Below are 24640 nucleotides of genomic sequence, written 5' to 3' on the forward strand. Positions count from 1 at the left end.
GCTTGCGCTTTCCTGCCAGCCCGATAGGTTCGCCCGCCTAACGTGTTGCGACCGGTGAACAGGGCGCACAGACCCTGACCGGTCCCGCACCAACGGGGAGGACCGAAGGGGTATGGAGATCGTTTATCTCGCCTTGATCTGCGGCGTATTGGCCGTGGTCTATGGCATCGTCACCAGTCAGCAAATCCTGGCGAAGCCCGCGGGCAACGCAAAGATGCAGGATATCGCCGCCGCAATTCAGGAAGGGGCAAAGGCCTATCTGACGCGGCAATATACCGCGATCGCAGTCGTCGGCGCGGTCGTCGCGGTCGTGCTGGCACTGACGCTGGGGACGGTTTCCACCGTCAGCTTTCTGATCGGCGCGGTGCTATCGGGCGTCGCCGGGTTCGTCGGCATGAACATCTCGGTTCGCGCCAACGTCCGCACCGCAGAGGCCGCACGCACCTCGCTTCAGGGTGGCCTGACCATCGCGTTCCGATCGGGTGCGGTCACCGGCATGCTGGTCGCCGGGCTGGGCCTGATGTCGATGGCGCTGATCTTCTGGTATCTGGTCGGTATCAAGGGCGATCCGGCGAGCAGCCGCGAAGTGATCGAGGCGCTGACTTCGCTCGCGTTCGGCGCGTCACTGATTTCGATCTTCGCGCGGCTGGGCGGCGGTATCTTTACCAAGGCAGCGGACGTCGGCGCCGATCTGGTGGGCAAGGTCGAAGCGGGCATTCCCGAGGACGATCCCCGCAACCCTGCGGTCATTGCCGATAACGTCGGCGACAATGTCGGCGACTGTGCGGGCATGGCAGCCGATCTGTTCGAAACCTATGTCGTCACCATTGGCCTGACGATGGTGTCGATTGCGCTGCTGGTGTCGGGAAGCGATGCCGAACTGACCGCGCTTATGTCGCTCCCGCTTCTCATTGGGGGCGTGTGCATCATCACCTCGATCATTGGCACCTACATGGTCCGGCTCGGCAAGGGCAGCATCATGGGAGCGCTGTACAAGGGGTTCTGGACCACCGCGATCCTGTCGGTACCCGCCATCTATCTTGCCAGCCAATATGTGCTGGGCGACATGAATGCGGTGATCGGCGGGGCGGGTTTCCTCGATCCGATGACCGACACCGTGTTGTCGAGCGCAGAAGGCTCTCCGTCAGCGGGCGAAAGCTTCACCGGCATGGACCTGTTCTGGTGCATGTTGATCGGCCTCGGCCTGACCGGCGCGCTGGTGTGGATCACCGAATATTATACCGGCACCAATTATCGCCCGGTGAAGTCCATTGCCAAGGCCAGCGTCACCGGCCACGGTACCAACGTCATCCAGGGTCTGGCGATCAGCCTGGAGGCAACCGCGCTTCCCACCATCGTCATCCTGATCGCGTTCGTCGGCGCGTATCAGCTCGCCGGGATCATCGGCATTGCCTTTGCCGCCACCTCGCTGATCGCACTCACCGGCATGGTCGTGGCGCTCGATGCTTACGGCCCGGTCACGGACAATGCCGGGGGCATTGCCGAGATGGCGGGGCTTCCCGACGAAGTCCGCGAGCGCACCGACGCGCTCGACGCGGTGGGCAACACCACCAAGGCGGTGACCAAGGGCTATGCGATCGGATCGGCGGGTCTGGCGGCACTCGTGCTGTTCGGGGCGTACACCACCGACCTGACCGAGTTCTTCCCCGACATCACCGTCGATTTCAGCCTGTCCAATCCGTATGTCGTCGTCGGGCTGCTGCTCGGCGCGCTGCTCCCCTATCTGTTCGGGGCGTTCGGCATGACTGCGGTGGGCCGCGCGGCAGGGCATGTGGTGCAGGACGTGCGCGATCAGTTCGCCAACGATCCCGGCATCATGGCGGGGACCAGCCGTCCCAACTATGCCCGCACGGTCGACATCGTGACCAAGGCGGCGATCAAGGAGATGATTATCCCGTCGCTGCTACCGGTGGTGACGCCGATTGCGGTCTATTTCCTGATCACCGCAGTGGCGGGTCAGGCCAACGGCTTTGCGGCACTGGGCGCGTTGCTATTGGGCGTGATCGTCTCGGGGCTGTTCGTCGCGATTTCGATGACGAGCGGCGGCGGCGCATGGGACAATGCCAAGAAATATATCGAAGACGGCAATCACGGCGGCAAGGGGTCCGAGGCGCACAAGGCCGCAGTGACTGGCGACACCGTTGGCGATCCGTACAAGGATACGGCAGGCCCGGCGGTCAATCCGATGATCAAGATCACCAATATCGTGGCGCTGCTGCTGTTGTCGGCATTGGCGGTCGCGTAAGCATTAACTTAGTAAGAAATCGCCTTCGTCCGGTGTCGGGCGGAGGCGATTTCGGGTTGCGCACCGCCGGTCGAGCATGAACAATAACGCGCGACAATCACCTGTCCCGGGGGACGTTTACCGTGCTTTCACAACGCTTTCTGCTAGGTTTTGCTGCTGTCGCGACGATGGCAGTAGCCGGACCGGCTGCAAATGCCCAGCCCGCCCCCTTTGGCGGTTGGGAGAGCAAAGTGGTTCCGCTGGAACAATTTGCCAAGTTCCCAACCCTGTCCGAGCCGCAATTGTCGCCGAATGGCCGGATCCTCGCGGTCAAGGTCGGCGCGGATAATGTCCAGGCACTGGCGCTGGTGTCGATCGGCGACCCCCAGGCTAAGGCGCGGATCATCGCGCGCGATGCCGATTTCGGCGATCCCAAGCTCGGCGATCGCGAAATCTATGCCTGGCGCTGGATCGACGACGACAACCTCATCATCAACATCCGTTCGCGCGACAATCAGTTCGGCCAGTGGTTTGATGTCACGCGGGTCGCCGCCTACAATCTCGAAAGCGGCAAGATCAGACCGCTGGGCTGGGACAATGCCGCCGCGTCGGCGGGCAACATCCTGTGGATGTCGCCTCCCGGTGACCCCCGTCCCCGGGTCATGATCGGACGACAAAGCAACCGCGATGGGACCGAACGGTGGTTCAACCAGGAGGTGATCGAGGTCGATGTCGCCACCGGTAGAATTTCGCTGGTTCAGGGCACCAACCCGCTCGTAACAAGCTGGATCGCCGATAATGACGGGGTGGTTCGAATGGGGTCCAGCCGGGATCGCAGAACCGGCAAGGTCCGCGTGCTGTACCGCGCCGACGCGCGTTCGAATTTTGCGACCATCTCCAACGAAGCAGTCAATCTGTACGATGACATGACGCTGCCTTCGATGATTCTGGCGGGATCGAACAAGGCGTATTCGTTGTCGAACCACGAAGGATATCGCGCGCTTTACGAATATGATCTCGACGCAATGAAGGTCGGCGCAAAGATATTCGGCGCCCCCGGCTACGACCTGAGGAGCGCTAGCCTGACCCCGGATCGGACGGCGTTGCAGGGATATCACTGGACCGACACGCGTCAGCGCACCCATTATGTCGAACCACGAATGCGCGAAATTCAGGAATTGCTCGACCAAAGCTTCGGCAAGGGCAATGTCCTGATCACGAGCACCGATCTCAAGCGGGAGAAAATTCTCTTCACGGTGGCCGAACTTGGTCAGGTCCCCGCCTATCATCTGTTCGACACGGTGACCGGCAATATCGGGCGCGTCGCATGGGTGAACGACGCGCTGCAAAATGCGCGACTGAACCCGGTTTCGACCATCCGGTACAAGGCCAGTGACGGCAAGGAGATCGAAGCGATCCTGACTCTGCCGCGCCACAAGAAGGGCGAGAAGAACCTGCCGGCGGTCGTCATGCCGCATGGTGGCCCCTGGGCGCGCGACGACGCCGACTGGGATCCGACCAACTGGGCTCAGGCAATGGCCGAGAACGGCTATGTCGTGATTCAGCCCAATTATCGCGGATCGACGGGATATGGTGCGGAGTTCGGCAGGGCGGCCGACGGAAACTGGGGCGAGCGCATGCAGGACGACCTGAACGACGCGGTTGCGTGGATGGCGTCGCGCGGGATCGCCGATGCCAAACGTGTATGCATGATGGGCTGGTCCTATGGCGGCTATGCCGCCAGCCGCGCGGCGCAACGCGACGGCGACAAATATCGGTGTGCGATCTCGGGCGCGGGCGTCCATGACCTGCCCGCAATGGTGCGCTACGACCGGAGTTATCTGGGTCCCTATATGGCACGAACCGCACTCGGTGCGGCCGGCGCAGATTTAGGAGCGATTTCCCCCGCGCATCACGCCGCGGATTTCTCGACCCCAATTCTGATCGTCCACGGTGCCAAGGACCAGCGTGTGCCCGTCGCGCAATCGCGCAGTCTGGTGTCACGCCTGAAAAGTGCAGGAAAAGTCGAGGGCCGGGATTTCCGGTATGTCGAGCAGCCGCTCAACACCCATCACTTATTGCGCGAAAAGGACCGGCTCGAATATCTGACCGAGACGCTCGAGTGGCTGAAAAAGCATAACCCCGCCTGATCGGTCGACGGAGCCGTGAGAAGCCCTGTCCGGTGTGATCCGGACGAGGGTTTTCGTTGCCTTCTTCTCTACGCGCGCTAGAGGCTCGGCCCATGCGGGGCGGCATCGAGACGAACGGACTGGGCAGGCGCGTTGCGCTGGCGTTGATCGCGTGCGCGCTGTTGCTGCGGATCGCGGTGCCCGGCGGATGGATGCCGTCCGATCAGGGACGCTGGATCGAGCTGTGTACCGGCGACGGCATGGTCACCGCGTTCGTCGATGCCAACAACCGGCTGCACCACAGCGATCCGGGTGAGGCCCATGCCGCCAAACAGCATTGCGCCTTTGCCGGGCTGACCGCGCCGTTCGATCCGCCGATCGCGATCAAACCCGAATTGCTGTCCTTAGCCAGCGAACCAGCACCCGCTTCGCACCAGTTCTCGGTCGCCATCGGCCAGGGACTGGCCGCACCCCCGCCGCCGTCCACCGGCCCGCCCACCTTCACGATCGCCTGAATTTCATTTGCCGCGCGCAACAAGCGCGGTGCGATCGATGCTGTCGCGTGCTGCCTGAAGGCCACGCGGCTATGAAGGGTTTTCCATGTCCAGTTTCACGCTGCGGGCCGCATTGTCGGTCGGCATTTCCGCATCCGCGCTTCTTTGCGCGTTCCCCGCCCTTGCTCGCGATGACGAGCTGCCACGTGACGAACAGCAGGTCACCGTCATTGGCCAGCGCGCTACCGATCCCGAACAGCGCCGCGGCGGGGCCGACCGGGTCGAGGCCGGGCAATTCGAAGACAAGGTCGCGGTCTCGCTCGCCGATGCGCTTGCTTTCTCGCCCGGCGTCTATGCCCAGCCCCGCTTCGGTCAGGAAACCCGGCTGTCGATTCGCGGGTCGGGGATCAGCCGCGGCTTTCACATGCGTGGGCTGACGCTGCTCCAGGACGGCATCCCCATCAACATGGCCGACGACAATGGCGATTTTCAAGAACTGGACCCGCAAGTGTTCGAGGCGATCGAAGTGTATCGCGGCGCCAATGCGCTGCGGTTCGGCGGATCGACATTGGGCGGCGCGATCAACGCGATCACGCCGACCGGGCGGAGCGCACCGGGCATCGAATTACGCGCCGATGGCGGCAGTTTCGACACGCTGCGCGGCAAGATCGCTTACGGCACGTCGGATGCGGTGGGCGATGTGTTCGTGGCGTTGACCGGCGATACGTCGTCGGGCGATCGCCAGCAATCGGATCGCCGGTCGCTGCGGCTGAATGGCAATGTCGGGCTGAGGCTGGGCGTGGGGGCGGAAACGCGCTTCTATGCGTCGATCAACCATATCCGTCAGGAGTCGCCCGGCAACCTCAACCTGACCGACACGCTGGACAATCCGGGCAAGGCGCGCGCGGTATTGATCGCCAATAATTATGGCCGCGACATCGATTCGATCCGGTTGCAGAACCGCACGCGCTTCGCGATCGGCAGCGGGGAAGCGAGCGTCGGCGCGTTCTACAGCACCAAGCAGCTCTACCACCCGATCTTTCAGGTCATCGACCACAAGTCGGACACCTATGGCGCGTTCGCCAGTCTGGATTATGCCGGGCGCGTGAACGACGCGATCGGCTGGGAACTCACGCTGGGCAGCCAGGCGCGGTTCGGCACGACCGATGCCAAACAGTTCGTCAATGTCGCGGGCAAGCGCGGCGCGTTGACCGCCAGCATCGTCCAGCGGGCACATACCATTAACAGCCATGTCGAGGGTCGCCTGCTGCTCGGCGACACGCTCAGCCTGATCGCGGGCGGGGTCCACACGCTGGGCGAGCGCGAGGTCGACAATCTGATCGCCCCCGCCAACAGCGACGGCGGCCGTTTCAACGGATTCTCGCCCAAATTCGGGGTCCTGTGGACGCCGGTGCCGGGGGTGCAGCTTTACGCCCACCGGTCGCGCAGCCTTGAACTGCCTGGCTTCTCCGAACTGGTGCAGGCCCCAACGGTGGGCTTCGTCGCGGTCTATCCGCAGCGCGCCTGGACGACCGAGATCGGCACGCGCGGACAGCTGGGCATCGCAAGCTGGGACATCAGCCTCTACCGCGCCGGCCTTCGCGGGGAGATTCTGCAATTCGTGGTCGGTCCGGACATTCCGGCATCCACCTTCAACGCCGATCGCACCTTGCATCAGGGGGTCGAGGCGGGGCTGACGCTGGCCATCGCGCCTTGGCTGGCGCTGACCCAGGTTTATCAATTCAACGATTTCCGCTTCGTCGATGATGCGCGTTATGGCGACAACCGGCTGCCGGTGGTGCCCGAGCATCTCTACCGTGCCGAACTGCGGCTGGGGACGGAAGCGATGAGCGTTTCACCGCGGGTCGAATGGATTCCGCAGGGCGCGTGGGCGGATTATCGCAACACGCTGCGGGTGGAGGGCTATGCGACGATCGGTCTGGGCGCCAAGGCGCGACTGTCCGAATCGCTCAGCGTCTTCCTCGATGCACGCAACCTGACCGCGAAAAAGGCGGTGGGCGACATCTCCGCCGTCGTCGCGGCGACGCCTGCGTCGGAGATCTTCTATCCGATCGAACGGCGCGGCATTTACGGCGGCGTGCGCGCGAATTTTTGACGTTGTTTGGGGATGCGCCGCAAAGCGGCGCATCCCGGCGGCACCCGCCCACTCCCCCACCCGACCTCCCATAGAATATGCTGACTGGGAGGTCGGGTGGGGGAGTGGGCCGGTGCCGCAATCCAAAGCTCTCGCGCCCCGCTTCCCTTTTGTCGCCGCCCGGAGTAAGGAGCCGCGACTTTCGCTCATATAAAGAGGCATTTTTTGGCCAAGGAAGAACTGCTTGAGATGCGCGGACAGGTGGTTGAGCTGTTGCCCAACGCCATGTTCCGTGTCCGGTTAGAGAATGACCACGAGATTCTCGGCCACACCGCCGGCAAGATGCGTAAGAACCGCATCCGCGTGCTGGTGGGCGACGAAGTGCTCGTCGAACTGACGCCCTACGACCTGACCAAGGGTCGGATCACCTATCGCTTCAAATAAGGCGTGGCCGGGGAGCCGGACACGGATGTCCGCATGAACCTCGTCCTCGCCTCCACCTCGCCGCGGCGGCTATCGCTGGTCGAGCGGCTTGGGGTGACGCCTGCCCGCGTCGCCGCGCCCGACATCGATGAAAACCCGCTGAAGGACGAAAGCCCCCGCGCCTATGCGCTGCGGCTTGCCGAGCAAAAGGCGCGTGCGGTGTCGCGCAATGCCGGCGAGATCATATTGGCGGGCGACACCACGATCGCGCTGGGCCGCCGCATCCTGCCACCCGCCGATACGCCCGATATCCAGCGCGACTTGCTGAACAAGCTTTCAGGAAGACGCCACCATTGTCTGTCTGCGGTGTGTGTGATCAACGCGGCGGGCAACGCGCGGGTCAAGCTGGCCGACACGGTCGTCGCATTCAAGCGCCTGCACCCGGACGAAATCGAAGCCTACATCGCGTGCGGAGAGGGCCTGGGCAAAGCGGGCGGCTATGCCATTCAGGGCCGTGCCGAGGCGTTCGTGCGCTTCCTGTCGGGCAGCCATTCGGGCGTCATCGGACTACCGCTGTTCGAGACCCGCGCGCTGCTGAAATCCGCCGGACTAGACCTTGTCTGAATGGCTCTACGAAGCCGGGATCGGTGAAAACCGCGCCGCGCTGATCGAGGGTGGCGAGATCGTGGAGGCGTATATCGAGCCCGACGATGGCGGGCTGTCGCTGGGCACCGTCGCCGAAGCGCGGTTGATCGAGCGCCCCGGTGCCGCCCGCGCCGCCCGCATCGCCTTTGCCGACGGCAGCGAAGCCCTGCTCGACGCGATTCCCACGGGGTTGAGCGAAGGCCGCAGCCTGAGGGTCGAAATCGTCCGCGAAGCCATTCCCGAGGCCGGACGCCCCAAAGCGCCGCGCGCGCGGATCGCCGCCGAAGGCGCGACAATCGCGCCCGGCCCCGATCTGCTCGCGCGCATCGCCGCGACCGGCATCGCCGTCCGGCACGGCCATCCGCACCAGCCCGACGATCTGGAAGCCGCTGGCTGGTCCGAACTACTGGAAGAGGCGGCAAGCGGAGAGATCGGCTTTTCCGGCGGCCAGCTCCGCATGAGCGTGACACCCGCGATGACCCTGTTCGACATCGACGGCACGCCACCGCTGGAACCGCTGGCAATCGCGGGCGCGCGGGCCGCCGCGCATGCAATCCGGCGGTTCGGCATCGGTGGGTCGACCGGCGTGGATTTCCCTACCCTGCCCGACAAGTCCGCCCGCAACCGCGTGGTCGAGGCCTTTGACGCCGCCATGCCCCAACCGTTCGAGCGTACTGCGATCAACGGGTTCGGGTTCCTGCACGTCGTGCGCCGTCGCCCGCGCGCATCGCTGCCCGAATGGCTCGCGCTTGCGCCCGATGCCGCCGAACTGCGCGCGCTGCTTCGCCGAATCGAACGCGAGGGTCCAACCGATCCGACCGATCACCGTATTTCGTTGCAGCTGATGGCGGCGCTCGACCAGCGCCCCGATTGGCTGACGACCCTTCACCGCCGCACCGGTCGACCCCATCTGTTCAGGACCGTCTGAAGGAAACCCATGCCCCGCCGCAAACCTTGCCCGATCTGTGCCAACCCCGTCGATCCTGCCTACAGCCCGTTTTGCAGCCGCGGCTGCCGCGACCGCGATCTGCTCAAATGGCTGGGCGACGGATACCGCATTCCGGCCGGCCCGGCAGACATCGATCCAGAAGGCGAAACTGGCGCTGCGGGGCTGGACACGCCCGTGCGCGCCGACTAATGAGCGCCCTCCCCGGTCGTTCGACCGGTGTGCCCGGATAGCTCAGTTGGTAGAGCATGCGACTGAAAATCGCAGTGTCGGCGGTTCGAATCCGTCTCCGGGCACCACTTCCTCGATAATGTGATTAATCGGACCCGTTAGATATGTCGGCTTGCCCCGCTAACGTGCCTGCAGATGCTATTAAGACAATAAAGTCTCATTTCGCCGATCGCCTGTCGTTTCTCGAAAATGTGGTCGGTGCCGTAAGTCTTTGAGCGGCAGAATCACGCTGCGAAAGATTTGACCTGACTAAGCAACGCCTTCGCTGAACGAAGCTCGTTGCACGGGGTATCAGCGAATGCGTCGCGCCCGATCCTAGCCCGGCAGCAATCAACAGATTTATCGTCGCTCTACTCAGTGCGTCAGGGGTGGTGTTCGACGGTATATGCCGCGAGCGGTCAGAGCGCTAGCGCGGGCCCGCTCCGCGCCGCAGTGACCACTGTGCCCTATGCAAAGCTCCTGGCGCAGCGGTTGCTGGGATGGTGCACCCATGAAAAATCAACCGGAACGAGCGCGACGTCGACGCCCCGCCCGACGGCGGCCCGGGCCTGCCTCCGGTACCGCAGGACTTTCACAGCACCGGACCGTTCAACCGGTTGTCCGGTGGCTGTCGGGTCAACGTGGCAAACGCGAGCTTCTAGGCAGTTTGAAGTGAAGCACCACGACGTAAGGTTCTAAGTTCCTTGGCAACTGCCCCGACGAGCGCAATACAGTCGGCAGTAAGAATATCGCGGTGCAGGGGGTACGATGACCACGACCTACCACATGGTTCACTATCGCCGCTTTGAGGCGGATGGCAAACAGTTGAAGGGCAAAACCTTGGAGGTCCTTTGTCGCGAGGCTTTGAATAGCCAAAAGGACACCTCAGCGTTGTGGGCGCGACCCGAGGATCGTGTGTTCGACGTCACCAACGGCGACGGGCGGAAGATTTTTCTAAACAAGGTCGCGGACCTCTCCAGCGCGGTTTTTGGGGAGATGTGCTTGGCACAGGCGAAAGATTTGCAGGCGCTCCTCAAAATGGAGCCCTCTGAGGTCGAGCTTTCGGACCTGACCACCGCAACCGTTTATGATCTCAACGAGCGCGAGGCCCCCGCGGGCTCGCAGTTCATTCGTGGGCTCGCGTACTGGATAGCCATAGGGAACCACGTGCTGTTTGTTAAGACGCACTCTATGACCCCCGAGCTGGTCAGGCTCTACCTTGATTGGCTCCTCAAGAAGGGCGGCGCGGTCGTCGACCCATCGCTTGCGTTCGCGCTGAATGCTGAGTTCGACAACACAATGACAGCGGGCGACATTGGCGAAATCCGCAACCTTCGTGTGACGGGTAAGTCTGCCCCCCAGGCCGTGTCAGTCCCGGTGGAACCGAAGGAGCGCGAGGTTAAAACTTCACGGCGCATCGCCGACAAGTTCGCGGAGATGCAACAGGCGGTTCCCATCGTTGAGGCTATCTTCGGCAAGCCGAAGACGGCGTCCCTTGTTGATAGTCTCGGCCCGGAGGAGTATCTAGCTGTCGAGGCGTCGGTTAAGGTTCGGGGACGCAGGACCGAAAAATCGCGTAAGCAGTTCCAGGCCATCGCAAACGATCTAGCCGACGCTTCGGACGCGAAGGTCGAGATCGAGGGCAAGGACGGCAAGGTCGTCGATGGGGACGCCATTTTGCGGACCCGGATGCCATTTATCGTGCCGCACGAGGGCAGCAATCTGTTGGAGTTCGACAATGTCGCGGACCAGCTCCAAGAGGTATATTCTCGGTTCGTGAAGGATGGGAAGATCAAGGCCTGATGGCCCGAACGATTGCCATCGTTGTTACCGCGGTAGCGGCCGGGCTCTTCGCTTGGGCGGTTCCGCTGGCGCGCCTGTTCGATGCGTTTACACCGTTGATTACGGCCCTTTCGATCATGGTTGCCGCGGTTTTCGTCCGTCTCAATCGCGGGATGCCGTCCTTGGAGTGGAAAAGCCTTGATCCTGGGGAGCGGCAGGGCCTCACTACGGCGATATTGCACGTAACGACCGAGTACGGCTGGATTATCGGCATTATCGCCACCGTGCTTGTCGGGTTGGTCACGCTCACAGTGATCGGCAAGGCCGACGCTGCCATCTGGCCCGAATGGATCCGTCGGACAACCTCAGGGGCAGTGGGCAGCTTTATCAGTCTCTGCGCAGCGCGGATGGGCTACGTCGTCTGGCGGGATATCGACGTCGTGCGGCTGCAGAAGCGGCTCATAGATGGCGCAGGTTCGCGCGAGTCATTTGAGCAGCAGGAGAATTTGGCGGATGGTAAAGTGGCGAACATCCGGGCCGCGAACGTGCGAGCAGTGGCGGTGCAGCCGCCGAAGGCTTGGGGCGAATAGGAAGTGGCCGAATCTCGCCGACCCCATAGGACATCCGTGAACGGAGCCCAACTGTCCTGGTTCGCGATTACCTTTACCTTGAATGCCGCTTAACAGTCACATGCCACTTGAAACGCCACGTGTGATCGGTGCCCCCAGACCTCAGCGTCCGGTAGCACAGTCCGCAGGCGTCTGGTCGGCTTGTTTGATATGTCTTGCGGATCCGCTCATCTGGGTCTCGAAAGACAAGAAGATGAGTGCGGACACGCAACGTTACCAAGGTGGCGCTTTGATCGGTCCAACTCTCAAGTGACCAATTTGGAGACCGGCACGCGGCTGTCAGTCCAACAAAAGCCTTCATCCGCCACGGCGCGCAACGAGCAATCTAGCAAAAAAGAGCAGACCCATCGGTCGATATGGTCGGAACGACTAGCGCACGGTCGAGGTACAGGTTGCGTTGCTCGCAACTTGTTTCGGCTACCAAAAGGCAACTATGGCAGGCCGCGCCAGCGAGCCCGCGCTCGTCAGTGTGACTGGCGGGGCGATGTTCGGCGCAAATCGGGTCGCTTGAGCACAGACCAAGTTTGTCGAGCGCTGCATTGATAATTGCACTCAGCCGCGGCAAAACGGCAAGTAGGCCGCCGAGGGTACCCTGCGCACCAGCAGTCGCCGTATAGATCAGCAGTCCGAATCGACCTCGCCCCGCCTCGTCGTAAAGCGGATATATCCGCTCTTTAAGTGCGGTGGACGGGTAACCGCACTCGAGCGCGATTTCGTTCATGAGAGCATGGCTCAGGCTATGGATCATATAATAAGGGCTGCCCGGAAAGCGCAATCGGTCGGCATGGGCGTGCTGGGCGCGCCATCCGTCATGACCTGCAGCCAATTCGTGCTCACGTTCGCGAACGCCATCTAGATCGAGCCAAGCGGCGATCGCGGCATCGTCGAACCGTAGGAAGATGCCCTCGCCAAGCTGCTCAATAGCCGGCAGCCATTCCAGCTCGCTAGCCAACGCGGCACCTTCGACTGCGATATACAGCTCTTCTAGATCCCCATCGATAGCCGTCGGCGCTGCTTCGAATCGAGTGAACCCGTAGAGCGTGGCGACTTCCCGCAGCCGATGAACCGCGACTACGGAAGCAATCGGCGCCAGTCGCGAACCTTGGCCACCCCAAGCCTCGCGCGACAATGTTTCGGCGAATAGTTTGGAATTCGGCGTATTGGCACCAATCGTGGGGAGACCGGAAGCCAGCAAGTCGAATTCGGCTACCTTCGGTGTTTTTGCCAAATTTTGCTGCTGAACCGTCTGCAACTGCTGCACGCGTGCGAAGACCTCTTCGTCGGAATAACCTTCCAGCGCGGCGCGAACCCCGTCGTTGTATTTTCGCGCCATCGCCACGTCCGCTGCGCTATCCGCTTGGGCAAGCGTCGCGAGATGTGCTTCGACCAGACGCGTCAGTTCATCTTCGGCTGCCGGCAGCGAGATGACCGTCAAAACCTGTGGAAAATATGCGTTAGTCGCAGTGCGAGTAAGAAAGCGCAGTTGTTCGTCGCATCCCTCTGGCTCACGTTCGTCGAGCCAGGGCCTCGCGCCACGACAACGACCGAAACGACCAGGCGCCTGCGCATCGTGAAGCGAAAGCGAAGCGCCGCATCCGCAGACGATTCGGGTCGATCGGGGATCGCCGGAGGTGCCGCGTTCTTCCAGCGACAACGCCTCGGTGCACGTTTTGCCCGCACCATGCACGGCATGAGTCCAATCGATGTCTTGAATATGACCTTTCTTGCAGGCGGCCACGAAGCGGATCGGAGTGATTGCGGTCTTCTTGCCATCGTCTCCGGTAAAGTCAGCGCGACCACCCTTCGGGTTGAGATCCCGCCAGCGGACGAGCCGACGCCGCCGCGCCCCGCCACCTGCATCGACCGAATCGCGCGTTACGAACCAGGCCGGAAAAATCTTCGCCTCTATCCCAGGCGGTTCACGATGATCGTTGCGCCCCCAATCAACGGGCGGCGAACGCAGCGACAGGTGCACACCTTCTTTCAACCTGCCGTTCTCGGCTAACAGCTTTTCGAGAATTGCCACGGCACGCGGTTCCTGGATCGTCTGCCAGCTACCCTTCTCTCGCATATGCCAAAGGTCGAGACCGCCGATGATAACTGAACGAGTTGGCAGATCGACCATCGCGCCGGGGCCGAAGGTGGTGATGAGCTGCGACTGGCGCAGGGTGACACGTTTGGATGTGGCCTTCACAGGTCTGCTGCTCCGCTGATCGGGTGTCCGTAAGGATCGCGCGGCTTAACCAGCACTCCGGGCTCGACATCGCGCATGCTCCACCCGGCCTGGAAGCGATCATGCGGCGAAATCAGATTTTCGATCGCTGGATCCAGTGGCGCGTGGAGCAATTTTTGCGCACCGATGTCGTAGGTAAAGCTGCCACCAGCCGTGGTCTGCTCGGCGGCTATGCTAATCCAATCATCAAAGAGGCCTGCGATCAAAGCCGCCAAAGCTTGCTTCCCGCCAACAACATCGTTCGGCGCGCGGGCGACGAGGTACTCGATCACGGTGGCACGCACATCCGGACAGCTGCCGAGCTGAGCAACTGCGGCCGACGGCGTTAGCGCTGGGTCGAGGTGGCGCGCAATTGCTACTACGACTGCGGCGAGAGCGCGGTCGAGGGCGCGCGACGACCAGGGAGTTACGCTCGTCGCCTCAACGGCACGATAGAACGTCGTGTGGAAATGGCAGAACTGCTCATAATGCAGACGGTCGCGCGGCTTGTGAACATTTAGAACGGCCACGACGAGACCGGGTCGTTCATGATCACGGCCGACGCGGCTCGTCGCCTGAATATATTCGGCTGCCGTCTTCGGCTGTCCCTGAACCAGCATCAGCCCCAGCCGCGTAATGTCGAGGCCGACTGAGATCATGTTGGTTGCCAACGCCACGTCGACCGGCTCACCGTCTGCGTCGCGGAACAGCGTCTCGAGCCGGGCCTTGGCGGCGGCCACCGCGTCGGTGGAAACGCGCGATGTAAGTTCGATCGGCTCACCGATCGAGCGGTCCCCGAAAGGTGCGTCGCTGGGGTCGCTGCGTCGCCGCTCGCTGCCATAGCTCGTCACGCGGGTCGCAACCTCGTCCTCGACAATGCGCCGAGCGCCGCCGAGTTCGCGCAGCGCGTTAAAATAGCACAGTGCGGTCAGGTATGGGTCGGCCGCGCCACCCTCATTCGCCAGACCTTGCGCTCCGGACAGCAGCGTGACCAGCGCCTGGAGGAAGACGAGCTTCGGACCGCGCCCACCTGCGGCGAGGCCGACATACCACCGCGCGGCACTTTTGGACTCAGGCTCGGTCAGCGCGAAGAAACTATCTCGCCGATCGATGCCGGGTGCCGGGAAGATGTCCGTCCGGGCGCGATCGAATAGCGCCTGTATCTGCTTGTCTGCGCGGCGCACGGTGGCGGTCGAGGCGACAATTTTAGGGCGAACGCGAACACCGTTGGCCTCGCGGCTGGCGAGGCGGTCGATCGCGGCTTCGTAAAGCCCTGCGACCGTGCCGAGCGGTCCGGAGATCAGATGAAGCTCGTCTTGAATGATGAGATCCGGCGGGTCGAGCCGGTGGCCGTTGTCGAGCGGGCGCCCATCGCGCGGCCGACTCGCACCGTAAAAGCCAGTCTCATCGCTACGGTCGACGTGACCAAAAAACGCGCCCGCATCGCCGCGCCACGGTAGTGAGGCAAACTTGTCGACCGTCGCAATCATGAAGGCGGGCAACCGGCGATAGATCGCTTCGTCCACGGTAATGATCGGAAGCGGCCGGTCGCCGGTGAAGGCGCAATCGATGTTGACGCAGCGCAGTTCGAGGTTGGTCGGCGCTGCGGTATTGGGCACGCAGCGAAAGCTTTGCGGTGCAAAGGCGTGTCCGCACCACGGGCAATTTTTAATGGGCGCGGGCGCGCGACTGTCTCGACCGCTCTGATATTTTCGCACTCGCGTGACGGCGGTGTCGTCGCCAGTATTACCCGTTCCGCCTAGCCGGTTAGGCGAAGCATCCGATCCAACCCACAACCCAATCTCGATCGGCCAGTCGCCGAGCATCCTGCGACCGTTTGCGCCGATATACCGCTCGCCGGTACGCAGCAGTTCGAGCGCGCAAACTACACCAGCCGCACGACCGAGCTGGTCGAGCGTCAGCAGACGCAGCGTATAACGCATGATTACCGACACCCCCGCGCCGAGCAGGCCCGACGCCCCAAGCCGACGGTGCGCGATGGTGAACGCAGCAAGGCCGAGATAGGCCTCGGTCTTGCCACCGCCAGTGGGGAAGAAAAGTAGATCAACGATCTCGCGATCAGCGTGCGTCTTGTCGGCCTGACCGACGAGGTTGAGCAGGATGAACGCTAGCTGGAACGGCCGCCACTTTGGAAGCACATCCTCCGGTCGGCGCGCGCGCGCCGCCTCGGCGATAGCGTGGTTGGCAATCTCGAAGGCGCGGCGCGCTCTGTCATCGTTGGCAAGCAGATCTATCGCGGCGGCAATTCGGCGACGCGCCTCCGCCTGTCCAGCTATCAGCGTTGCGGCCGTGGCCCGGCGTTGCGGGGCATCGGCTATACCAGCGACACCCGCATCCTTTTCCTGTGCCGCGCTCCAGTTTTCATAGGCGTCAACCAGTCCGTGCAAGCGCGCCGCCAGTGCCGCGCCACCGGTCGCGGCGAGCTCAGCTAGCGCTTCGATGCCGAGTTCGACATCACCGACCGCTGTTGACGCGACGGTCCGTTCGACGCTGGCGCGCGGCATTGCGGTGGTGTGGACCAGCCGCACAACTTCATCTTCATCGGCTCGATGCCCGGTCGCGCAGCCCAGGCCTACCGCATAAGCGGCGGCATCACGGTAATGGAGATCGGCGAGTTGATCGTCCCAGTCGGTGCGGTCGACGCGCGAGAGGTCATGCTGTGGTTCGAAGCCGGTCGGGCAATGCAGGTCAAGCCGCACTTGATACGCGTAGGTCAGATCCTGATAGCGCCGCCCAGTACCGGTGTCGCGCTTGTTGACGAGGAACACGGTGACGACGCGCACCGTCTTTCGCCCGCCGTTTGGCAACGTCATAGTAAAAGGCCGCGCCCGAATACCCAGCTCGAGCGCGCCGCCGCGCCGCGCGGTCGCTCCGCTCGATGGCACAAGTACCTTTGACATCCCCGCGTTCTGGTCCGGTATGTCCAGCGTCACCCGTTCTGCGCGTGGCACGCGTCGCCATTCAACCGACTGCTTCGTGTCGACATCCCCGGACAGAACCTCGGGGGGCAGCGGCGGTTCAGGATTGTAATCCCCCCAGCGGATTTCCACGTCGATCGTGGTGACGGCCGGATCGAGCATAGTGGTGATGCCGATCGACGAGGGCAGGAAACGGCGCTTGGCAACCGGCGGCTCGGGATCCGCGTCGTCGCCCGCAGCTCCGCCGGCGCCCTGGCCGCCGGGTTCGAGCTGGAGCTGTTCCTCCTCTTCCTCCGCATCTTCCTGCGGATGCGCGACCTCGTCACCCATCGGCGCGATGAAACCGGTGAGGTACCATCGCGATGGGCTTTCCCCGGCGGGAAGCTTTTCGGTCGCGAGATCGTCGTCGTGCGGGAAATCGCTCGGCCCGACGAGATTGCGGCGCAGGCGGTGGACGAGCTCGGCGCGCACCTCGATGGCGTTGCGTGCTGCAACGGAGCCCTCTGCGACGTGAACGGGAAGGCCGGTTTCGTCCTTACTCATGCAATTCCCTCTAGGCGCTCCTCGGCCGCGCGTTCTTCGTTGAGCTTGAGCAACCGCGCGAGCACTTCGTCGCGGAACGCTGCAGGCCAGAAAAGGCGACCCTGATAAGTGTGATCGTCTTCAGTGTCTTCGGTTAGGAAGGCTGGCGCCGCCCGATCGGCGAGGTCGTCCCAGCCGTAGGCCCGCAGCACCGCATCGTCCATTGCGGCATGAAGGTCCCGCAATTCGACAATGTCTTCGGAGGCGTCGCGTGAGTTATGAAAACGGTTGTAGGTGGGAGTCATGCCCTGATCGCGGGTCTGCATTAGCGCACCGCGCCGATCGTGATAGCACCGTCCCTTCGCTTCTAGACCTTCTGCGTCGTCATAGTGGGGAGGCATCGGGAAAGTCTCAAAACAGTCCGAGGGGGTATAGCGTAGATCATCCTTCATCGACGAGCCAAAGAACCGCGCCCATACCTCATGTACCCGACACTGCAGGGTAGCGAACGCGCCAAAACTATGAAATGCAAATACAGCTGCCGTATGAGAAAAAACGGAACTGTTCTCCAACATTGCGAGCGACATGTGCGGCGTAGCTCCGCAATTAATCGCTATAACTCGAGGTAAATTCTCAATTGTACGATATAGGCCGGGTCGTTTTTCTGCAAATTGCCACCAACGATCACGTAACGCATCGCGAGTTTGCGAGTCCCGCTCAGGCTTTACTTTCGTACGTACAATGTCGATAAGCTCCGGCCAATCTTCTGCAACTTCGCCCCGGTAGTCATGCGCGACTACGCCGACGCGTAATTTTGCGCGTCGGCTTTCTTCGCTTAACGAAGCCCATTCCACGCCTTCGTGCTCACGCCGGAGAGGTCGATCGAAAAAGTCGATGGTATAGCGATGGTGCGAAAACGTAGGTGAGTTATTAATTTCTTCTCCACCTAGGAACGGCTTAATTATTTCCGCATTGTGTGGGTCCGTCTCAATCAACCTAGACATCTCAGCGAGAGGCGTCGCCTTACCTTTCGCGGCATGAACTTCGTCAAATGTGAAACCCATGCCGAGCAAGAACGAACCGATGAAAGACTTATTGGAATTGGAATCGAGCCTCTCAGGCGAGCTATCTAGATCGCCCTCTACCAAATAAGCTGAGATTCGACGTGCAGGCCTGCCATCCAATACTGCTCGTTCTCGTGCGTCTTTGACGACAAACACCATCGCGACAACGACCGCGGCTTCACCTTCCCATTTGTGCCGCCGGACCGCGCGGTATATCGAGCCGCCTGACTCAATTATTCGGCGTAGGCCGCTGTCACGCGTGTCCCCTTGCCGAATTGTGTTGGTCGCGATCAGTCCGAAGGCGCCACTCTCCCTCAGCGCCGCGAACGCCCGCCGATAAAAATGAGCCGAAAGATCCGCATTGCCGTGTGCGTCGCTGTGGAGAGCATGCAGCCAATCCAGATAACGCTCGCGGTTTCCTGCGATGATCGTGTTTTTGCCCGCGAACGGCGGATTCCCGACAATGCTATCGAACCCGGGATTATCGCGCGCGAACACCTCGGGAAATTCTATCTCCCAGTGGAACGGGCGCACCGGGTGCACTCCTCCAGCGAGGCCCAGCGCACGCTGACGCAGCCAGGCCCAATCGCCGCTGCCTGCCCGGTCACCCACTTCGGCAAGCGCATCGCGGCGCGCCTTGGCTTTGCCGTGCGCGAAGAAGGTCGCGATCACTGCGTCGCCGATCAGCCGCACATTGGCCAAGCCGCGCTCAACGCGTTCATGCTGCGCCTCCTGCATCGCCAGCGCGACTTCGTCGGGCGCGTTCCGGATCGCGTCGCGATGCGCCAGCGCCTCCGACACGTCCTGCCGCACGCGGGTGCGCCACAGGCCGGGCGCGGCGTTGATCTCCCAGCTCGCGCCCTCGATCTGATCTCGCGTCAACCCGACAAGGCTGTCACCGCTCTTCAGGGCGTGATCGAGGAAGCTAAACTCGTGATCGCGCGCCAGCGTCACGAGCCACAGCGACAGCTTGGCAAGATCGAGGGCCATCGGATTGCGATCGACTCCGTAGAGACAGCGCTGTGCGACGAGACGTCTGGCGTGGAGCTCGTCATCCTCATCGGGCGGGATAGGTGGCTTGAGCTGGGGGTGCGCTTCCCATGCCTCTACAAGCCGGGCGCCAAGCTGTCGGCATGCCTCGACTAAGAACGCACCCGACCCGACAGCTGGGTCGCACAGCTTGAGATCGAGAACGGATTGGGGAGTGGCATCGATCCCGATCCGCTCGAAGGCCGGCTCCAACGCGTGGGTAACGATCGGGGCGGTCAACGAACGCGGGGTATAGTGACTGCCGGTCCGGCGGCGCTCATCGGTCGGCTGCAGGATCGGCGTGCCTTCACCCGCCGCCTCCGAACGTGGACTGCCCCGGGGATCGATCGCGGTGCTGCGCGCTGCACCCGCACCGTCGAACGCAGCAACCAGATCCGCAATTGTCTCGGCATCGCGAATGGCCTGTTCGGCCGCGCGACCGAACTTGTCGCGATCAGCCGCCGCTTTCAAAAACTTAAGGCGATCGCCCGGCGCCGTGGCGAGCAGCACGGCGAGGTTCACAAACACTGGCACCTTGTTGTTCTTGCCCGCGCGGATCGCCAGCACGGGACCCGTCGCGACGTCGACGGTGAACCCCATCACCGTTTCATAAACCGAGCCAATCTGCTCTACGTCGAGCGTGCGATACGACAGCCGCTCGCGCTCATGCGTACGCGCGTTGGGCAGAGTCATGAGCGCCCCAAGCACGCGCTGGATGCAGCCGTCTGATACGTTCAACACGCGTTCGGCGTCGTCAGCGCCATGCTTACCAAGCATGAAGGGGAAAGCTGCCTCGTCGAACAATTTGCCGCCACGTGCTTGCATGAAGCCCGATGGATGGCCGCGCTCGATCAGCCGGAAGAGCGCAAGCAGACGGCCCCATGCACCGCGTCGCTCATCCATCGTGTCGGGATAGAGTGCCTCATCGTCACTCAGCTTCACAAACAACCCTCCGACCGAATAGCCTCGCTCATAAAGCTCGGCGCCACCATGCGCGGTTACCGACGGCATCAGGCCGCGATCCTCGGCATAGAGGATGAAGATCAGCCGCATCAGGATCGTCAGCAGCCCCTCATAGAGCTGATGTGGATCGCGATCGGCGAGCGCCCGGACTAGTGCGGGATCGGAGGCATCAAACCCACGAAGCAATTCGTGCAGCGCGGCGAGCACCTGCCCAGATAAGCGGGTTGAAACATCGGCCTGTGCGGCGCGACTTTCTGCCAGCACGTTAGGCAAGCGCAACTGCGGTGCGCCGGTCCACAACGCGTCGCGATCGAGCAGCATTTTGAGGCCGCCCAGCATCCCCCGCCCGGCGACAGTGGCGAGGCTGGCGATCGGCCAAGCGATCCAGCCCGACGTCTCGCCCTTAGGCGCTACGATTAGCCGCAGTTCTGGTTCAGTGGGGTCGTCGTCCTGTCGCCCGGTAGCGCGCGCGCCGATCAAGACCCCGGCTCCGACGCCGGTTTCCCGCAGCAAACGTTCGAAACGCTGATGGGGCGTTGCTTCCCAGCCATCGAGCGCACCACGTTTATCCAGCACCACGTCGGCTGCCTCGACACGGACGAGCAATTGCCACCCCTCGCCATTTGGGGTTGGCACCGCGTGTGTCGCCGCGAGCACCGTCTCGCCGTCCCGAAGCGAGATCGTAAGGTCCTCGGGCAGTTCGAGGCCGCCCGGTGCTCCGGCCACGCGGTCAGCAGGCCAGCCTAACACGCAGTGAAGAAACGCCCACGCGTCCGCCAGCGTCCGCTCGTCCTCGCCGAGCAGCGCTTTGACCGCGTCACTATCGCTCTGATGTTGCGGAAGCGGGGCAAGGCCGAGCTCGTCTAGCTTCGCCGTCGCCACCACCAAACCAGTCGGCTGGACATGGCCTAGCCAGTCATGCCGGTCGTCGCTCACGCCGCAATGTCCGATGATGAATGGTCTGGCCAAAGATAGACAATACCAACGGGTTCGATGCGTTGCGCTTTCACGGCATAAGAGGCGCGAAGACGTGCAGGTTCGCGCACAAGTTCGTCGTCGAGAAGGGTTGCGGCTTTCTCCCATGACCGCCTATCGGCGATGCGTTGACGCCGCTCGTTGTCGTCGAAATCGAGGGCAAGCTGGCGATCGTCCTTACCAACCTCCTGGCGGATGCGGTCGATACGCTTCTGGAGTAGTTGTTCGAGGCTCCGAGCTTCCCCTTCGCCCCGCTTAAGCAGCTCAACAGCGACACGTTCACCTCGGGCGGCGGCGCGTTGATCGAGGACCGAACGCAGGTCACCGACGTCGGCCGAAGTTCCCGGGCCGACGCGCTCGAGAATGGATGCGTCGGCATTCGACGCATCGCTCAGATTGGCGAATAACTGGTCGAGGATGCGCGCATCGGCGTCGCCACTTTCGGCAAGTGGGCGCAGGGAACCCGGCGAGCGAGTTCGATCGCGCCAGTCAGCGGTGACGGTCACAAGCTCTTCGTGCAGTCGTTGTGCTCCCTCCGCATAAAGCGCTAACCGACCGATCAGCACTACGCGTGGCGGACCGGGCGTACGCGTCTTCAAGATGCAGGCTCGGGTCAGTCCCTGCTGAAAGCCAACCGACAGGAACCGTGACAACAGCCGCCGCACCAAACGGTGCTCGAGATGCACCTGAACAACATCGGCTGCATCTCGACCGTCGGACAGAATGGCGGGCGCGAAACTGATCCTACGTACCTTCGCGTCGCCTGCGGCGCGCCATTGCGCCGGGCGCTCACCGCGCTTCGCTGGCCGAGCACGCAATTCATCGAGCAAAGGTCGCCAACTTGGCTCCTGCGCGAAAGCCGGATCATCCGGATCGAGCGCGAGGACCGGCACGTCGCCGATCAATTCCTGACCGTCCCAGTGGCCTCCCGCGCGCTGAAGCGCGAGACTGACGACCTCCATCAGCTCGTCCGGGGCAACTCCAACCCGTGCACGGGCCCGTTCCAAGGCTTGTGTCAGCTCTTCTTGTTCGCGCCTCAAACGTGCGAAGCGTTTTTCTTCGCCATCGTCGAGGTCGCGCACCGCAGCACGTACGCGCTCATCAGCTTCTTCGTCGCGGATCCGGTCCGCCATGGCAGAAATATCTTCGCGCGCGATGCCTTTCCGCCCGAGCCGCTCAGCGATCCTCTTTTCGAGCACTTGGCCGGCGGAGCCGAGCTGGCGATGTATCCGATCGGTTTTTCGCACCAGTGCATCGAGGACGACATCTTCAGGGCGCTGAGCATAAATAAAATAACGGCACGTGACGACAGGACTAGGCTGAAGCTTGCGATCGATGCGTCCGTTTCGCTGTTCGAGGCGCGAGGGGTTCCAGGGGAGATCGATATGAAAGAGGTCATGGCATTGCGCTTGGAGGTTGATGCCCTCGCGCGCAGCATCCGTACAGATCAGAATGCGGAGCGGCGAAGTGGCATCGTTAAATGCGCGTTTAATCGCTTCACGACGCTCTGCGGACGTAATCCCAGTGAAACTATCGATCCGGTTGTCACCGTCCGGGTCGCGATCCAGCACCTCGCCAAGCAGCGCCGACAGCTGACGCTCGACGTAGCGGCGGGTGTCTTCATATTCTGTGAAAAGCAGTAACCGTCGGCCGCCCCATTGGCCGTCCGTTGTAAGAAGGTTGTCACGGATCCAGCGGTGTAGCCAGGTGATACGCGCGTCAGACTTCCCCCGCGCTGCCTCGGCGATCGCGAGCATTTCTACGGCAGCGGTCCGTTCTACGCGCAATTGTTCTAGTGCGCCGCGCTCCAAGCTGAGCGTTGCTGCTGCTTCTGTGGCACGATCATCCTCTTCATTGATAATCGTGAGTACAGCTTCTTCCTCCTCCGCGGAGACCGGGGAGAGATCACGCTCCTCCGGCTCGATCGCAGCCGTCGCCGCGGCATGGCCGGCGATAAAGCGATCGAGCGAGGCAAGATGCACGGCAAGGGTGCGCGCGAACGCCGGAATCGAAGAGAGCAAGCGTTGCTGCAAACCCACAAATGCCAGTCGCGCCTGCGCTGCTTTGCCACGGGTGAGTGTACCGATGCGTTGCTCCCGCAGGTGACCATAGTTGGCCAGCATCTCCGCTAGCCGAAGCTCAGGCGCTGTTGCCTCGAGCTCATCGAGTGTTACCGGCTCAATGATGCGCTCTGGAAAAGCTTCACCGAGCGCGCGAAGATCCGACTTAAGACGTCGGACCATGACCGGATCGAGGTCATCCGGTCGAATATCCATTCCGCGTGTAAAACGTTGGGGGTCGAGCAATTCCAGCAGCGTGGCGAAACTGTTGGAGTGCCCGTTATGGGGCGTGGCTGACAGGAACAAGCGATGCTCGAACCGACCTGCGAGGTCGCGCAAATCTTTGGTGAACTGACTCTCGATAGCGTAACGCCCCCCTCCTGCAGGGGCCGCGTGATGTGCCTCGTCAAGAATCAGAAGCGAGCGTGCGCGGAAATCCTCCAGCACATCGCGCAGTCCCCCAACGTAACTCTCATCGCTGATCAAGCTGTGGGAGAGGATGAAGCGCGAGCCCGTTGCCCAGGGATTAGCGCCAAAACCTCGGCGGCGTCTCAGTTCCTCGAGGAAGCCACGATCAACGATTTCGAACGCCAGCCCGAACTTCGAAGCCAGTTCTTCTTTCCATTGCTGCGTCATGGCCGCCGGAGCCACCACAACAGCGAGATCGACGCGGCGCCGAAGAAGAAGTTCTCGCAAAATCAGGCCGGCCTCGACGGTCTTGCCCAGACCAACGTCATCCGCGATGAGCAAATTGACCCGCGGCAGCCGCAATGCCTTGCGTAGCGGCAACAGTTGATAGGCATCCAGACGAATGCCTGCGCGAAATGGGGCCTGAAAAAGGTCCCGATCAGCAGCGGTTGCCGTTCTCCAACCAATGGTACGCAGGTACGCGGCAAAAGCGGCCGCGTCGTCGCTTCCGCGCGCGCCGAGGTTCGCCCAGCTTTCCTCATCTCGAAGAGTTGCATCGATCTCGGCCCCCCACAAAAGGTCAACCGTCTCGCCCTGCGCATCGTCATCGACACACGATAGCCGGTAGCGCCCCAATGGGCTCTGCGCCGCGGGCACTTCATCCACCAACCAAGTGCGTCCGCGCGCAGCCACGAAGCTGCCGATTTGTGGAAACTCATTTTTCATTGATGGTCTAACAGCTTGGAGCTCGTAACTGATTGAGAGACGTCAGCATTCCCATGCCCCTCCACATTTCGGGTGGCTCTGGTACCCCATATATCGCGTAGCTTTCATATCGCCTGTTTGAGGCAGAGCCCGCGATCATTCAAT

Annotated in this window: 14 protein-coding genes and 1 tRNA gene; 11 read left to right on the plus strand and 4 right to left on the minus strand. The window is 62.3% G+C overall.

What is annotated here, in order from left to right:
* The first annotated feature begins 112 nt into the window (after positions 1 to 112).
* From ENHY17A_RS08515 to ENHY17A_RS08565, 11 genes are all read left to right on the plus strand, one after another.
* Positions 113 to 2266, plus strand: coding sequence for a sodium-translocating pyrophosphatase (locus ENHY17A_RS08515; RefSeq protein ID WP_159711860.1), 2154 nt, complete (start codon positions 113 to 115; stop codon positions 2264 to 2266).
* Positions 2267 to 2496: 230 nt separating this feature from the next.
* Positions 2497 to 4395, plus strand: coding sequence for a S9 family peptidase (locus ENHY17A_RS08520; protein ID WP_159711862.1), 1899 nt, complete (start codon positions 2497 to 2499; stop codon positions 4393 to 4395).
* Between the two features lie 92 nt (positions 4396 to 4487).
* Positions 4488 to 4889: a DUF2946 family protein gene (locus tag ENHY17A_RS08525; protein ID WP_159711864.1), complete on the plus strand. Its 402-nt coding sequence runs from the start codon at positions 4488 to 4490 to the stop codon at positions 4887 to 4889.
* Positions 4890 to 4974: 85 nt separating this feature from the next.
* Complete coding sequence (locus ENHY17A_RS08530) at positions 4975 to 6984, plus strand: TonB-dependent receptor family protein (protein ID WP_159711866.1); 2010 nt, start codon at positions 4975 to 4977, stop codon at positions 6982 to 6984.
* A gap of 204 nt (positions 6985 to 7188) precedes the next feature.
* The gene (gene infA / locus ENHY17A_RS08535; RefSeq protein WP_003049127.1) at positions 7189 to 7407 is read left to right on the plus strand and encodes a translation initiation factor IF-1; all 219 of its coding nucleotides are present in this window, start codon (positions 7189 to 7191) and stop codon (positions 7405 to 7407) included.
* A gap of 33 nt (positions 7408 to 7440) precedes the next feature.
* Positions 7441 to 8010: a Maf family protein gene (locus tag ENHY17A_RS08540; protein ID WP_159711868.1), complete on the plus strand. Its 570-nt coding sequence runs from the start codon at positions 7441 to 7443 to the stop codon at positions 8008 to 8010.
* Positions 8003 to 8959, plus strand: a complete 957-nt coding sequence (locus tag ENHY17A_RS08545; protein ID WP_159711870.1) for a ribonuclease — start codon at positions 8003 to 8005, stop codon at positions 8957 to 8959. The genes ENHY17A_RS08540 and ENHY17A_RS08545 overlap by 8 nt, the downstream gene beginning before the upstream one ends.
* A 9-nt stretch (positions 8960 to 8968) precedes the next feature.
* A complete protein-coding gene (locus tag ENHY17A_RS08550; protein ID WP_159711872.1) occupies positions 8969 to 9169 on the plus strand; it encodes a DNA gyrase inhibitor YacG in 201 nt (66 codons plus the stop codon).
* A 31-nt stretch (positions 9170 to 9200) separates the two neighbouring features.
* Positions 9201 to 9276 (plus strand) — tRNA-Phe (locus ENHY17A_RS08555).
* Between the two features lie 679 nt (positions 9277 to 9955).
* A complete protein-coding gene (locus ENHY17A_RS08560) occupies positions 9956 to 10990 on the plus strand; it encodes a hypothetical protein (RefSeq protein WP_159711874.1) in 1035 nt (344 codons plus the stop codon).
* The gene (locus ENHY17A_RS08565) at positions 10990 to 11559 is read left to right on the plus strand and encodes a hypothetical protein (RefSeq protein ID WP_159711876.1); all 570 of its coding nucleotides are present in this window, start codon (positions 10990 to 10992) and stop codon (positions 11557 to 11559) included. Before ENHY17A_RS08560 ends, ENHY17A_RS08565 begins: the two co-directional genes overlap by 1 nt.
* Positions 11560 to 11923: 364 nt before the next feature.
* Here ENHY17A_RS08565 and drmB read toward each other — a convergent pair whose 3' ends face one another.
* Genes drmB through drmD form a run of 4 tightly spaced genes read right to left on the minus strand, consistent with a single transcriptional unit; the run spans position 11924 to position 24496 of the window.
* Complete coding sequence (drmB, locus tag ENHY17A_RS08570; RefSeq protein ID WP_201296370.1) at positions 11924 to 13792, minus strand: DUF1998 domain-containing protein; 1869 nt, start codon at positions 13790 to 13792, stop codon at positions 11924 to 11926.
* Positions 13789 to 17292 carry a DISARM system helicase DrmA gene (drmA, locus tag ENHY17A_RS08575; RefSeq protein WP_159711878.1) on the minus strand — a complete coding sequence of 1168 codons (3504 nt, stop codon included), beginning with the start codon at positions 17290 to 17292 and terminating at the stop codon, positions 13789 to 13791. The genes drmB and drmA overlap by 4 nt, the downstream gene beginning before the upstream one ends.
* Positions 17289 to 21263, minus strand: coding sequence for an Eco57I restriction-modification methylase domain-containing protein (locus ENHY17A_RS08580; RefSeq protein WP_236547824.1), 3975 nt, complete (start codon positions 21261 to 21263; stop codon positions 17289 to 17291). The genes drmA and ENHY17A_RS08580 overlap by 4 nt, the downstream gene beginning before the upstream one ends.
* The gene (drmD, locus tag ENHY17A_RS08585; protein WP_159711880.1) at positions 21260 to 24496 is read right to left on the minus strand and encodes a DISARM system SNF2-like helicase DrmD; all 3237 of its coding nucleotides are present in this window, start codon (positions 24494 to 24496) and stop codon (positions 21260 to 21262) included. The genes ENHY17A_RS08580 and drmD overlap by 4 nt, the downstream gene beginning before the upstream one ends.
* Between the last annotated feature and the right edge of the window lie 144 nt (positions 24497 to 24640).

It is taken from the genome of Sphingomonas sp. AX6 (assembly GCF_902506605.1).
GTDB lineage: Bacteria > Pseudomonadota > Alphaproteobacteria > Sphingomonadales > Sphingomonadaceae > Sphingomonas.

Bases quoted from the DNA above. Each gene is read 5' to 3' on its own strand.
- drmA (WP_159711878.1), bottom strand. From the start codon at position 17,292: ATGAGTAAGGACGAAACCGGCCTTCCCGTTCACGTCGCAGAGGGCTCC.
- drmD (WP_159711880.1), bottom strand. From the start codon at position 24,496: ATGAAAAATGAGTTTCCACAAATCGGCAGCTTCGTGGCTGCGCGCGGA.
- ENHY17A_RS08515 (WP_159711860.1), top strand. From the start codon at position 113: ATGGAGATCGTTTATCTCGCCTTGATCTGCGGCGTATTGGCCGTGGTC.
- ENHY17A_RS08540 (WP_159711868.1), top strand. From the start codon at position 7,441: ATGAACCTCGTCCTCGCCTCCACCTCGCCGCGGCGGCTATCGCTGGTC.
- ENHY17A_RS08550 (WP_159711872.1), top strand. From the start codon at position 8,969: ATGCCCCGCCGCAAACCTTGCCCGATCTGTGCCAACCCCGTCGATCCT.
- ENHY17A_RS08565 (WP_159711876.1), top strand. From the start codon at position 10,990: ATGGCCCGAACGATTGCCATCGTTGTTACCGCGGTAGCGGCCGGGCTC.
- ENHY17A_RS08560 (WP_159711874.1), top strand. From the start codon at position 9,956: ATGACCACGACCTACCACATGGTTCACTATCGCCGCTTTGAGGCGGAT.
- ENHY17A_RS08530 (WP_159711866.1), top strand. From the start codon at position 4,975: ATGTCCAGTTTCACGCTGCGGGCCGCATTGTCGGTCGGCATTTCCGCA.
- ENHY17A_RS08525 (WP_159711864.1), top strand. From the start codon at position 4,488: ATGCGGGGCGGCATCGAGACGAACGGACTGGGCAGGCGCGTTGCGCTG.